A 12,621-nucleotide genomic window follows, 5' to 3' on the forward strand; every position below is an offset into this window, starting at 1 on the left:
TCCTTAGAGAGCCGTGCTGACGCGACAGAGCGCGCGTGAGCACGGCGACCCCTCCTGCGTGAGGGGCTTTTTTATGCCCGATGACGGGCACGGAGCCGCACTCCGCGACGCGCTGACGCGTTCGCGTACCGCCCGATGACTTTGATCTTGATCTGACTCGTGAGGACCTGGACATGAGCGAGCACGCCGAGACCCCGGCCGACATCCCCCCGTACCGCTACACCGCCGCGTCCGCGAACGCCATCGAGGCGCACTGGCAGGACTACTGGCAGGAGCACGGCACCTTCCACGCGCCCAACCCGGCCGGCCCGCTGGCCGACGCCGCGCACCCGCGCTCGGGCGCGCCCAAGCAGTTCGTGCTGGACATGTTCCCGTACCCGTCCGGCGCGGGCCTGCACGTGGGCCACCCGCTGGGCTTCATCGGCACCGACGTGTTCGCCCGCTTCCAGCGCATGGCGGGCTTCAACGTGCTGCACACGATGGGCTTCGACTCGTTCGGCCTGCCCGCCGAGCAGTACGCGGTGCAGACCGGCACCCACCCGCGCATCACCACCGAGCGCAACGTCGAGCGCTACCGCGCCCAGCTGCGCATGCTGGGCCTGGGCCACGACGACCGGCGCTCGGTGGCCACCACCGACGTCGAGTTCTACCGCTGGACCCAGTGGATCTTCCTGCAGGTCTTCAACTCCTGGTACGACGCCGAGCAGGGCAAGGCGCGCCCGATCGGCGAGCTGATCGAGAAGTTCGCCGCCGAGGACCCGACCTGGGCGGGCAAGTCCGCCACCGAGCGCCGCGCGATCATCAACGAGCACCGCCTGGCGTACGTCTCCGAGGCCCCGGTGAACTGGTGCCCCGGCCTGGGCACCGTGCTGGCCAACGAGGAGGTCACCTCCGACGGGCGCAGCGAGCGCGGCAACTTCCCGGTCTTCAAGCGCAACCTGAAGCAGTGGATGATGCGCATCACCGCGTACGGCGACCGCCTGATCGACGACCTGGACACGCTGGACTGGCCCGACCCGATCAAGGCCATGCAGCGCAACTGGATCGGCCGCTCCACCGGCGCGCACATCGCCTTCCCGGTCGAGGGCAGCGCGGAGGTCGTCCGCGTCTTCACCACCCGCCCCGACACCGTGTACGGCGCGACCTACATGGTCGTCGCGCCCGAGCACGAGCTGGTCGACGGCATCGTGCCCGCGACCTGGCCCGAGGGTACCCACGAGGTGTGGACCGGCGGGCACGACACCCCCGCCGCGGCGGTCGCCGCCTACCGCGCCCAGGCCGCGGCGAAGACCGACGTCGAGCGCCAGGCCGACGCCAAGGTCAAGACCGGCGTCTTCACCGGGGCGTACGCGATCAACCCCGTCAACGGCGCACGCGTGCCGGTGTTCATCGCCGACTACGTGCTGGCCGGCTACGGCACCGGCGCGATCATGGCGGTGCCCGGCCAGGACGAGCGCGACTGGGAGTTCGCCGAGGTCTTCGAGCTGCCCATCATCCGCACCGTGCAGCCCACCGAGGGCTTCGACGGCAAGGCGTTCACCGGCGAGGGCCCGGCGATCAACTCCGGCATGCTGGACGGCCTGGGCATCGCCGACGCCAAGGCGAAGATCATCGCCTGGCTGGAGGCCGAGGGCCACGGCCAGGGCGCGACCACGTACCGGCTGCGCGACTGGCTGTTCAGCCGCCAGCGCTACTGGGGCGAGCCGTTCCCGATCGTGTACGGCACCGACGGCCAGGCCATCGCGCTGCCCGAGTCGATGCTGCCGCTGGAGCTGCCCGAGGTCGCCGACTTCTCGCCGAAGACCTTCGAGCCCGACGACGCGTCCTCCTCGCCGGAGACGCCGCTGTCGCGCAACAAGGAGTGGGTCGAGGTCGAGCTGGACCTGGGCGACGGCCCGAAGACCTACATCCGCGAGACCAACACCATGCCGCAGTGGGCCGGCTCCTGCTGGTACCAGCTGCGCTACCTGGACCCGACCAACGGCTCGGCCTTCGTCGACCCCGCCAACGAGGCCTACTGGGTCGGGCCGCAGTCGGCGGGCGACTCCGGCGGCGTCGACCTGTACGTCGGCGGCGTCGAACACGCCGTGCTGCACCTGCTGTACGCCCGGTTCTGGCACAAGGTGCTGTTCGACCTGGGCCACGTGTCCAGCTTCGAGCCGTACCACCGCCTGTTCAACCAGGGCTACATCCAGGCGTACGCGTACACCGACGACCGGGGCGCGTACGTGCCGGCCGAGGAGGTCGCCGAGGAGCAGCCGACTGTCTACACCTGGAACGGCGAGAAGGTCAACCGCGAGTACGGCAAGATGGGCAAGTCGCTGAAGAACGTCGTCACGCCCGACGAGATGGTCGAGCGGTACGGCGCGGACACCTTCCGCGTGTACGAGATGTCCATGGGCCCGCTGGAGGTGTCCCGCCCCTGGGACACCCGCGCGGTCGTCGGCTCGTACCGCTTCCTGCAGCGGGTCTGGCGCACCGTCATCGACGAGGCGACCGGCGCGGTCACCGTCGTCGACACCCCGGCCTCGGACGACCTGCGCCGGCTGCTGCACCGCACCATCGCCGGGGTCCGCGAGGACATGGCCGCGCTGCGCTTCAACACCGCGATCGCGAAGCTGATCGAGCTGACCAACGCGGTGACCAAGGCCGGCGCGACCCCGCGCGAGATCGCCGAGCCGCTGGTGCTGATGCTGGCCCCGGTCGCCCCGCACATCGCCGAGGAGCTGTGGTCCAAGCTGGGGCACCAGGGGTCGCTGACCTTCGCCGACTTCCCGGTCGCGGACCCGGCGCTGCTGACCGCCGACCTGGTCACGTACCCGGTGCAGGTCAACGGGAAGGTGCGCGGGCGGGTCGAGGTCGCCGCCGACGCGGCCGAGGACGAGGTCCGCGCCGCGGCGCTGGCCGCGGTCACCGACTCCCTGGCCGGCAAGGACCCGAAGAAGGTCATCGTCATCCCCGGCCGCCTGGTCAGCATCGTCGCCTAGCTTCAAAGGAAGGGCACCTTCTTAACGCTCCGCGTTATAGAAGGTGCCCTTCTTAACATGGCGGCCGTTGTGAGCTGCGGTTTGGCATGGGACGGCCGCGGCTCAACGCTCGTAGGCAGCCTGCGGCCGGCCCACGGTCGGCCTGTGGCAGGCCCACCGACCGGTGCTGGGCCAGCCCGCGGCCAGCCGCGGTCATCCTGCGGTCGGCCCGTGGGCGGTCTTCGGGTCGCCTGCCGGGGGCCTGCTGCGGTGGCGCGGCGGCGGGACTGGGTCGGCCTCGTCGTTTCGGCTCAGCGCCTGGTCGATATGCGCGTTACGCGCCATCTGCAGGCCGCCTCAGGACGCAAGATCTGTTTTTGTGGACGCTGGACGTTGCTATAACGACGTCCAGCGTCCACAAAAACGGATCATCAGCCGGGCCAGCCCGCGGCGCGCAGCGCGGAGCGGACGGTTTCGAGTACTTCGTCCGGCTTGTTGCGGACGGCCCAGGCTGGGAAGCGCAACACCCGCTCGCCGCTCACCCACAGGGCGTTCTGCCGCCGCATGTCGGCCCAGTACCCGCGCACGTCGAGATGCTGCGCACCGTCGATCTCGGCATGCACGCCATACCCTTCGAAGAGGGCGTCCAGGTAGCGCTGCCGCCCGTCGGTATCACGGCGGCTGACCCGGAGCTTCGGCCGGGGCAGGCCGCCGCGGCGGCACAGGGCCAGGAACTGCGCCTCCGGCAGCGACCCGGCTCCGCCTGCGGCGTCGTTGACCGCCTGGACTATCACCGGCCGCCGTCGCACGCTGCTCATCCGTGCGAGCACGGCCCGCACCTCGGCAGCCCCGACCAGGCGCTGCTGCACGGTGGCCGCGACGATCGCGCGGGCCTCGTCGTCGGAGCGCGCCCACTGCGCGGCGTCGACGACCGAGCGGGCGGGCATGGTGCACGGCGGGCTGCCGAGGTCGTGCACGTCCGCCGGGTCGAGCAGGCGGGTGCGGTGCACGAGCACGTCGTGCGGCGTGTCGCGGTCGCGGGCGGCGGAGGGCATGAGCAGGTGGATCGCGGGTACAGCGAAGCCGCGCAGGCCGAGTTGGGTCAGCGCGGTGCGCCCCGCGGTCACCGTGCCGGGCGGCCCGGCGAGGACGGCGATCCAGCGCCGCTGCTCGTCGTCGCCTGGTGCCGCCTGCAGCACGTACACGCCTCGGCGAGGTCGCTGCCGGCGTCCCGAGGCGACCCGGTGCCGGATAGCGGCGTCGGTGAAATGGGCGAGTGCCTGGTCCCGGCTCAGCACATCGTGCTGGCGGAAGCGCAGGAAGTCGAGGTCTGACGCGTCGTCGCGGGGCAGTTCTCGCACGTCCGCCGAGCCTAGACCGTCCAAAAAAGATTGTTTTCTGGAGCGCCGGACGCCGCCGAAGCAGCGCGCGGCGTCCGAGGAACGGGTCAGGCGGTGGCCGGGCGGGCCGTCGAGCGGGACTGGTGGCGCCAGTGCAGGGCGGCGGCGGCGCTGATCAGGATGCCGGTCGCGGCCGGGATGAAGGTCAGCCAGCTCAGCGAGTGCGGCGCGATCGCGGCCGCGCCGATGGTGGCGTAGCTGAACGAGGACGGCAGGCCGCCGAGCGCGGTGCCGAGCAGGTAGTGGCGGAAACGCACCGAGCTGGTCCCGTACGCGTACCCGACCAGGCCGAACGGGGCGATCGGCTGCAGCCGGACCACGATCACGGCGAGCAGGCCGCGCCGGGCCAGCCAGCGGTCGAGCCGGGCTAGCCGGTGGCCGGCGTGCGCGGCGACGAAGTCACGCCCGGCCCAGCGCCCGGCGGCGTAGGTCACGGTCGCGGCCAGCAGCGCCGCGGTGAGCGACCAGACGGCCCCGCCGACCGCGCCGAACAGCGCGCCACAACCCAACGAGATGGCGGTACGCGGCACCAGCGCGCACAGCAGCACCGCGCAGACCAGCACCGCGACCGCGGGCGCGGCCGGACCCAGCTGGTCGACCCAGGTCGGCAGCTGCTCCAGCGGCAGCTTCCACGCCGCGAAGCCCGCACCCGTGACCAGCACCCCGAGCGCGACCAGCCGCGGCCAGTGCGTCGCCGCACCGCGCCCGCGGGCCTCGATCGGGACCGGCTCCTCCGTGGCTGTCGCGGCGGTGACCTCGGGTGCCGCGGTCACACGAGTCCCACGGCGCCGAGGCGCTCGCTGCGCAGGCGGGTGTGCCAGGTGTCGTCGGCCGCGCCGAGGTTCTCCTCGCCGGTGGCCCAGCGCAGCAGCAGGTCGGCCAGGGCCGGGTTGCGCGACAGCGCGGGGCCGTGCGAGTACGTGCCGATGACGGTGCCGGACCAGGCGCCCTCGTGCTCGCCGTCGTTGCCGATGCCGGCGCGTACCTTGGCCAGCGGCTTGACGCCGGGGCCGAGGTGGGTGCGGCCGCCGTGGTTCTCGAAGCCGGTGAGCATGGGCAGGCCCAGCGCCGGGTCGATGTCGCCGGCCAGCTCGCCGACGGCGCGGGTGGGGCCGCGGTCGGAGTGCAGGTCGAGCAGGCCGAGGCCGTCGCACTTGGCGCCCTTGGCGTAGAAGCTGTTGCCGAGCAGCTGGTATCCGGCGCAGACGGCGAACACCACCGCGCGGCGGTCGACGGCGCGGTGCAGGCCGCGGTCGGCGGCCAGGCGCTGGGCGGCCAGGGCCTGCGGGCCGTCCTCGCCGCCGCCGATGAGGTAGATGTCGCCGTAGGGCAGGGCCTGGTCGGAGCGCACCTCGAGGGTGTCGACGGGGATGCCGCGCAGCTTGGCGCGGTGCGCCAGGATCAGCATGTTGCCGCGGTCGCCGTACGTGGACAGCAGGTCGGGGTAGACCCAGACGATCTGGAGTGCGCTAGACAACTCGATCCAACTCCGCTCGGATGTCCTGGAACGCGGTGTAGTTCGCGATCACTTCGAGACGGCCGGGCGGCACCGCCGCGACAGCCTCGGCGAATGTCTTCACGTGGGTGAAGGCGACGTCGTTGACCTGCAGCCGGACCGCGAGGTCGTAGGCCCGGTCGCCGGTGATGAGGACCTGGCGGCCGCGCAGCGGGGCGAAGTCGACGTCGAACAGCCAGCTGGTGTCGAAGCCGTCGGGGTCCCGCGCGTTGATCGACAGCAGGGTGGGCTGCTCCTCGGCCATGTCGAAGGCCTCCAGCCAGCTGGCCGGGTTCTTGGCCAGCAGCAGGCGGATGTTGCGCCCGTCCCGGTCGACCTGGGCGTAGCGGCCGGCCACGCTGGCGACCTCGCCGAGCTTGGGCGCGGCGTCGGCGGGGGAGACCCCGAACCGGTGCGCCACGGCCAGCGCGGTCGCCGCGTTGCCGACGTTGACCTTGCCGGGCAGCTGCAGTTTGACCTCGTGGCGTACGCCGCCGGGGTCGATCACGCCGGACTCGTCGACGGTCCACTGCGGGACGGGGCGGGCCAGGTCGCCGTTGGCGCAGCGCCAGGCATCCTCGTCGGTCTCGTCGCGCTCGATGTGCGCGCCGCAGGCCGGGCAGACGTGGGCGTCCTCGCGCCAGCGCTGGCCGGCGGAGAACCAGGTGACCCGGCCCTCGCCCGCAGCGGCGTGCGCGGCGGCCGCGTACACGACCATGGGGTCGTCGGCGTTGGCGACGACGTGCACGTCGGGGTGGTCGGTGAGGGCGTCGCGCCACAGCTGCGCCATCATCGCCACCTCCTTGGCCCGGTCGAGCTGGTCGCGGGACAGGTTGAGCAGCGCCACGACCAGTGGCGTGGTGGCCCGGAGCACCTGCGCGAGGTAGTGCTCGTCGACCTCCAGCACGGCGTACGGCGTGGCGCCGGCGCGGGCCAGGGCGGAGGTGTGACCGGTGGGCATGTTCGCGCCGAACGAGTTCGTCGCGACCTCGCCGAGCACGCCGACCGCCGCCGCGGTGAACCGCGTGGTGGTGGTCTTGCCGTTGGTGCCGGAGACCAGGGCTATCCGCCGCCCGGCCGCCAGGTGGGCGAGCAGGTCGGGGTCGATCATCATGCCTAGTCGTCCGCCGATGACCGACCCGTCGCCCCGGCCGGTGGCGCGCGACAGCGCCGCGGCGGTGCGCGAGACCGATGCCGCGAGCGAGGCCCGCAGCGGCAGCTTCTTCTCCGTCACGCCGGAGAGGCTACCTGACTCCCGGACGGCGTCAGGCCTGTGGCGTGAACCACTGCCCGGCTTCCTGTTTTCCCAGCGTATTGCGCGAATCGGGTCTGAAAGGGTAAAACGATACAGCGGCCGTGCGCGAATGCGCACCACGTGCCGGGTGGCGAGCACTTGGCACAGTGGTGGGCCGCAACCCCTGGAAGGACATCGCTGTGCTCGAACTCCCCGAGCGGCGCCCGGCCCGTCTGCTGCTGGGCCTGGGCGCCGGTATAGCCGCGGTCAGCCTGCTCGGCGCTCCCGCCGCCAAACCCGCCCCGACCACCGCCAAGACCTCCGCCAGCGCGTCGGCTCAGCCCGACGGGGCGTCCCGGCGCGACCAGCGTCGCCCGTCCGGCGAGGATCCGCAGGCCGACGCCGAGGCCGACGCGCCGGGCGCCCGTGCCGAAGAGGACGGCGACGACGCCGAAGCGGACGACGCCGGCGCGTGAGCCGCGGCCCGATCGCGACGGCGCTCCACCGATCGACGGCCATATAACTGAGTAGTACCAAGAGAGAGCTGTCAAGCACCCTCTGTCACCGCGTTACCACCTCCGGGTGATGGCGCGGAGACGGAGGGTGCATTTTTCTGCGCCTACACCGGGTGTCAAAAAGATGACCTTGGTAACGCGGCGCGCCGCCCTCCACCGCTCGTTTACGGCCATGAGCTGCGCCTATGTGGAGCGAATCGGCACCCGGAAGGCTGAATCCGCATTGACCGTGGAGGGAAGTGGAGTAAAGTGGGGCGCAATGGCGGGCCGGATGGTCCGCCGGCCCCGGGGGCAACGCACGCCGGCTCGTCCGCGAAACGAGACGGCGTCGGTGTCGGTGCTGGAGGGGGTGGGGGCCGATGTTCCTGGGCACCCATACTCCCCGGCTCGACGACAAGGGCCGGCTGATCCTGCCCGCTCGGTTCCGTGACGAGCTGGCAGGAGGTGTCGTGATCACCAAAGGGCAGGAACGCTGTCTCTACGTCTTCCCGACGCCGGAGTTCCAGCGCATCGCGGGCCAGTTGGCCGAGGCTCCGATGACGCACAAGGCGGCCCGCGCCTACAGCCGGGTCTTCTTCGCCAGCGCGCACGACGAGATCCCCGACAAGCAGGGCCGGGTCACCATCCCGGGCCACCTGCGGGAGTACGCGGGACTGGACCGTGACCTCGTGGTCATCGGCGCCAGCACCCGGGTCGAGGTCTGGGACAGGCTGGCGTGGGACGCCTACCTCGAGGCGAACGAGGACGAGTTCGCCGACATCGAGGAGGGGGTGCTGCCCGGCGGTCTGTGAGGACGGGGGTCCGGCACGCGTTCATGGCAGGCCGGGCTCGGCAGTCGTACCGCGAGATCTCCACCCGCTCCGGCACCTGGCGTCACTTCCCCGACGCCAGGCGCATCGCTCTCACTCTCGGCCGCGACGAGGGTGGGAACGGGGAAGCGGTTGGGGATCTGGCGGTACGACGAGGCACAGCGAAAACAGGGGGGTCGAGATGGTGGAGCCACGTGGCGTACACGTGCCGGTTCTGCTTGATCGATGCCTGGAGTTGCTGGCCCCCGCCCTGGACCGGCCCGGACGCGCACCCGGCGGCCGCACGGTCTACGTCGACGGCACCACCGGGCTCGGCGGCCACGCCGAAGCCGTGCTGCTGGCGCACCCGGAGACCATCCTCGTCGGGCTCGACCGCGACACCGAGGCGCTGGCGCACTCGGCGCGCCGGCTGGAGCGGTTCGGCGACCGGGTGCACCTGGTGCACGCGGTGTACGACGAGCTGCCGCAGGTGCTGCCGAAGCTCGGGCTGGAGCAGGTCGACGGGATCCTGTTCGACCTCGGCGTGTCGTCGCTGCAGCTGGACGAGGCCGACCGCGGCTTCGCCTACGCGCAGGACGCGCCGCTCGACATGCGCATGGACCAGACCACGGGCATCACCGCCCAGGAGATCGTCAACAGCTACTCCCACCCGGACCTGACCCGGATCCTGCGGGTCTACGGGGAGGAGAAGTTCGCGTCCAGGATCGCGGCGGCGATCATTCGCGAGCGTGCCAAGGCGCCGATCACGTCATCGGCCCTGCTGGCCGAGCTGGTGCGGGACTCGATCCCGGCACCGGCCCGGCGTACCGGGGGACATCCGGCCAAGCGGACGTTCCAAGCGCTGCGCATCGAGGTCAACGGCGAGCTGTCCACGTGGGAGCGTGCGCTGCCCGCAGCGATCGACGTGCTGGCGCCCGGCGGACGGGTGGTGGTGCTGTCGTACCACTCACTCGAGGACCGGATCACCAAGCAGGCCTTCGCGGCCCGCGCCCGCAGCACCGGACCGGTGGATCTGCCGGTCGAACTGCCGGGCACCGGGCCGACGCTGCGCCTGCTGACCAGGGGCGGGGCCGAGATGGCGTCGGACGTGGAAGTGGCCCGCAATCCGCGGGCGGCGTCGGTGCGCCTGCGGGCCGCGCAACTGATCGAACAGGAACCAGGATCCCGACCGGGCACGACCGGCCAGCGGGCTCCGCACGACAGAGGTCCCTGACCGGGGACCGACAGGCTGCGAGCAAAGGGGGTAGGGATGAACGTGACACCGCTGCGGGCATCGCGCCGCAGCACAACGCCGTCGCAGGAGGCGTCGCGACCGGGGGGTCGGGCCGCGAACCTGAATGCGAAGGCGCGAGAGGAAGGCCGTTCCGGGGACCGTTACCGGACGGTGGGCAGTGCCGCGCTGGCGGTGCAGCCGGAGGTCGTGGCGTCGCCGGAGGCACGGCGACCGCGGCTGCGGCTGGCTCCGCCGATGCCGGTGGCGGCGCCGCGAACGCCGTTCGTGCTGCTCATCGTGCTGGTCGTGGTCGCCGGGGTGCTCGGCATCCTGGTGCTCAACACCAAGATCGCAGAGAGCGGCATCCAGCTGACCGATCTGAAGAAGCAGCAGGCGCAACTCGACCTGCGCGAGCAGCAGATCACCCAGGAGATCACGGAGGCGGAGTCGCCGGGTCGCCTGGAGGCGGCGGCCAAGCGGCTGGGCCTGGTGCCGGCGGGCGCGCCCGCCTTCATCCGGCTCCCCGACGGCAAGATCATCGGGGTGCCGCAGCCGGCCACGGGCAAGCCGAGCATCACCAGCCAGTGAACGTCAGGAAGCCGGCGCGCGGTTTTTGGTGGCCCGTCCGGGCGGGCCACCAGGACCGGCCGCCGGCACCGCGGCACGGTTCCCACGGAGCCGTGCCGCGCCTGCCTGTGTAAGGAACCGGCTGTAGGCGACGGGAGAGGGCGACGATGGCGCGACGCGACACCGACGAGCCGGAGGACCGGGGGCGCAACCGCCGCGGCGGTATCGGCGACGCGCGTGCCTTCACCCCGCGCGGGCGCACCACCCGAGACGGCGGCTCCTTCGCGGGTTCCGAGCCGGATCCGCAGGCCGAGGCCGAGCTCCAGCGCCGCCGGGCCGAGCTGCGCATGGTGCGCGGCGGACGGGCCGAGGAGGGCCGCCCGCCGCAGCGCCTGGGCCGGGTCACCGGGGCCCCGTCGGCCCGCCGGCCGCGCCGGGCCGACGACGCCGACGGCGGGGACTTCGACGTCGAGGAGGCTCCGCGCCGCCGTACGGCCGCCGCGGGCCGCGGCCGTCCCGCGGTCCGCGCGGACCGTGAGTTCATCGGGCGTACGCAGGCCGCCCGCGCCCGCGAGCCGCGCCGCGGCGACCGGCTCCCGGCCGGGCGGGGCCGCCCGCAGGACCGGCGGCAGCGCCCGGTCGCCCCGCCGCCCGACCCGCCGAAGATGGGCGAGCCGCGCCGCCGCCTTCGCCTGGCGACCGCGGTGGCGCTGCTGCTGTTCGCCGCGATCGGGGTGCGGCTGGTGCAGTTCCAGCTGGCCGACGCGCCCGCGTTCGCCGCGCAGGGGCTGGAGGACCGGCTCGACAAGATCGTGCTGCCCGCGGCGCGCGGCGCCATCTACGACCGCACCGGCGAGGTGCTGGCCAAGAGCGTCGAGGCCCGCTTCGTGGCGGTCGACCCGGAGCTGGTCAAGGACCCCCGGACGACGGCCGTCGTGCTCGCGCCGCTGCTGGGCAAGGCCCCTTCGGAGCTGGAGCCGCTGCTGCAGAAAGGTAAGCAGGAGGTCAGCGGCGCGCCGATCCGGTTCCGCTGGCTGCTGCGCGGGCTGAGCGTGGCGGACGCCGAGAAGGTGCGCGCCCTGAACCTGCCGGGCGTCATCGTCAAGCGCGACGAGCGCCGCGACATGCCCGGCGAGGACCTCGCGGCGAACCTCATCGGATTCACCGGCACCGACCTCAACGGCCTGGCCGGCATCGAGGCGCGCTACGACCAGCTGCTGCGGGGGCGCAACGGGGAGCTGCAGTACGAGACGGGCAACGGCGACCTGAACAAGCCCATCCCGGGCGGCTACCGCCGGGAGACCGTGGCGCAGCCGGGCAGCTCGCTGATGCTCACCATCGACCGGGACGTGCAGTGGCAGGCGCAGCACATCCTGTTCGAGAGCATGCAGAAGGTGAAGGCGGTCTGGGGCGCCGCGGTGGTGCTCGACGCCCGCACCGGGGAGGTGGTCGCGCAGGCCACGTACCCGACGTTCAACCCGGCGAACCCGGGCGCGGCCAAGCCGGAGGCGCTGGCCGACAACGCCACCTCGGTGGTGGTCGACCCCGGCTCGGTGCACAAGGCCATCGTGCTGTCGGCGGCGCTGCAGGAGGGTGTGGTCGAGCCCGACTCGACGGTGAAGATCGGTCCCTCGATCAAGAAGGGCGACCAGGTCTACTGGGACACGCACCAGTTCCCCGAGGGCACCAAGATCACGCTGCCGGGCCTGATGGCGTTCTCCTCGAACGTGGCCACCATCAAGATCGCCGACAAGCTGGGCGCGCAGAAGCTGTACGAGTACCAGAAGCTGTTCGGGCTCGGCCAGCCCACCGGGATCGGGGTGCCCGGCGAGTCGTCGGGCCAGCTCCAGGCACCCGAGGACTGGAGCGGCACCTCGCACGGCTCGATCCCGATCGGCCACGAGATGGCGGTGACGCCGCTGCAGATGGCGGCGGCGTACGCGGCGATCGCCAACGACGGCACCTGGGTGCAGCCGCACCTGATCAGGCAGACCATCGCGCCCGACGGCAAGGTGACCGAACCCGCCCCGCCGAAGTCGCACCGGGTCATCAGCGCCGAGAACGCGGCCGCCCTGCGCGAGATCATGGAGGCGGTCACCACCGTCGACCAGGCCACCGGCCGCTCGGCGGCGCTGGCCGGATACCGCATCTCCGGCAAGACCGGCACCGGCTCGCAGGTCCTCAACGGCAAGTACGTCAAGGGCGAGGTCGGCTCGTTCATCGGCATGGCCCCGGCGGAGAACCCGCGGTACGTCGTCGCCGTGTTCGTCAAGACGCCGGGCGTCGGCGCGGGCGGCAAGGTGGCGGGCCCGGCGTTCCGCGACATCATGGCGTTCACGCTGCGGCACTTCAAAGTGCTTCCGAGCACGGTCAAGTCGCCCAGTTTCGTGACGCATTACTGATCCTTGTCACTAGATGTCAG

Annotated in this window: 10 protein-coding genes; 6 read left to right on the plus strand and 4 right to left on the minus strand. The window is 72.1% G+C overall.

Annotated elements, in window-relative coordinates; translation table 11 throughout:
• Nucleotides 1–173: 173 nt before the first annotated feature.
• Nucleotides 174–2,987 (plus strand): leucine--tRNA ligase, encoded by a 2,814-nt coding sequence (gene leuS / locus Cco03nite_RS01065; protein ID WP_203687970.1) that lies wholly within the window; start codon nucleotides 174–176, stop codon nucleotides 2,985–2,987.
• A 410-nt stretch (nucleotides 2,988–3,397) separates the two neighbouring features.
• Here the strand turns inward: leuS and Cco03nite_RS01070 are convergent, their stop codons facing one another.
• The 4 genes from Cco03nite_RS01070 to Cco03nite_RS01085 form a co-directional block, all read right to left on the minus strand.
• A complete protein-coding gene (locus tag Cco03nite_RS01070) occupies nucleotides 3,398–4,327 on the minus strand; it encodes a DUF559 domain-containing protein (RefSeq protein WP_239167017.1) in 930 nt (309 codons plus the stop codon).
• A gap of 86 nt (nucleotides 4,328–4,413) precedes the next feature.
• Nucleotides 4,414–5,139 (minus strand): TVP38/TMEM64 family protein, encoded by a 726-nt coding sequence (locus tag Cco03nite_RS01075; RefSeq protein ID WP_239167018.1) that lies wholly within the window; start codon nucleotides 5,137–5,139, stop codon nucleotides 4,414–4,416.
• Nucleotides 5,136–5,843: a type 1 glutamine amidotransferase gene (locus tag Cco03nite_RS01080; protein ID WP_373314198.1), complete on the minus strand. Its 708-nt coding sequence runs from the start codon at nucleotides 5,841–5,843 to the stop codon at nucleotides 5,136–5,138. The genes Cco03nite_RS01075 and Cco03nite_RS01080 overlap by 4 nt, the downstream gene beginning before the upstream one ends.
• Complete coding sequence (locus Cco03nite_RS01085) at nucleotides 5,836–7,080, minus strand: Mur ligase family protein (RefSeq protein WP_203688054.1); 1,245 nt, start codon at nucleotides 7,078–7,080, stop codon at nucleotides 5,836–5,838. The genes Cco03nite_RS01080 and Cco03nite_RS01085 overlap by 8 nt, the downstream gene beginning before the upstream one ends.
• Before the next feature lie 215 nt (nucleotides 7,081–7,295).
• Here Cco03nite_RS01085 and Cco03nite_RS01090 point away from each other — a divergent pair, with 215 nt between their 5' ends.
• The 5 genes from Cco03nite_RS01090 (at nucleotide 7,296) to Cco03nite_RS01110 (ending at nucleotide 12,601) form a co-directional block, all read left to right on the plus strand.
• Nucleotides 7,296–7,571: a hypothetical protein gene (locus tag Cco03nite_RS01090; RefSeq protein WP_203687971.1), complete on the plus strand. Its 276-nt coding sequence runs from the start codon at nucleotides 7,296–7,298 to the stop codon at nucleotides 7,569–7,571.
• Nucleotides 7,572–7,969: 398 nt separating this feature from the next.
• On the plus strand, nucleotides 7,970–8,401 hold the full coding sequence (mraZ, locus tag Cco03nite_RS01095) for a division/cell wall cluster transcriptional repressor MraZ (RefSeq protein WP_203687972.1): 432 nt from the start codon (nucleotides 7,970–7,972) through the stop codon (nucleotides 8,399–8,401).
• A gap of 199 nt (nucleotides 8,402–8,600) precedes the next feature.
• Nucleotides 8,601–9,632 carry a 16S rRNA (cytosine(1402)-N(4))-methyltransferase RsmH gene (rsmH, locus tag Cco03nite_RS01100; RefSeq protein ID WP_203687973.1) on the plus strand — a complete coding sequence of 344 codons (1,032 nt, stop codon included), beginning with the start codon at nucleotides 8,601–8,603 and terminating at the stop codon, nucleotides 9,630–9,632.
• 171 nt (nucleotides 9,633–9,803) lie between these two features.
• Nucleotides 9,804–10,220, plus strand: a complete 417-nt coding sequence (gene ftsL, locus Cco03nite_RS01105; RefSeq protein ID WP_239167019.1) for a cell division protein FtsL — start codon at nucleotides 9,804–9,806, stop codon at nucleotides 10,218–10,220.
• 146 nt (nucleotides 10,221–10,366) lie between these two features.
• Nucleotides 10,367–12,601 carry a peptidoglycan D,D-transpeptidase FtsI family protein gene (locus Cco03nite_RS01110; protein ID WP_239167020.1) on the plus strand — a complete coding sequence of 745 codons (2,235 nt, stop codon included), beginning with the start codon at nucleotides 10,367–10,369 and terminating at the stop codon, nucleotides 12,599–12,601.
• Nucleotides 12,602–12,621 lie beyond the last annotated feature (20 nt).

It is taken from the genome of Catellatospora coxensis (assembly GCF_016862635.1).
GTDB lineage: Bacteria > Actinomycetota > Actinomycetes > Mycobacteriales > Micromonosporaceae > Catellatospora > Catellatospora coxensis.

Bases quoted from the DNA above. Each gene is read 5' to 3' on its own strand.
- mraZ (WP_203687972.1), top strand. From the start codon at position 7,970: ATGTTCCTGGGCACCCATACTCCCCGGCTCGACGACAAGGGCCGGCTG.
- rsmH (WP_203687973.1), top strand. From the start codon at position 8,601: ATGGTGGAGCCACGTGGCGTACACGTGCCGGTTCTGCTTGATCGATGC.
- Cco03nite_RS01110 (WP_239167020.1), top strand. From the start codon at position 10,367: ATGGCGCGACGCGACACCGACGAGCCGGAGGACCGGGGGCGCAACCGC.
- leuS (WP_203687970.1), top strand. From the start codon at position 174: ATGAGCGAGCACGCCGAGACCCCGGCCGACATCCCCCCGTACCGCTAC.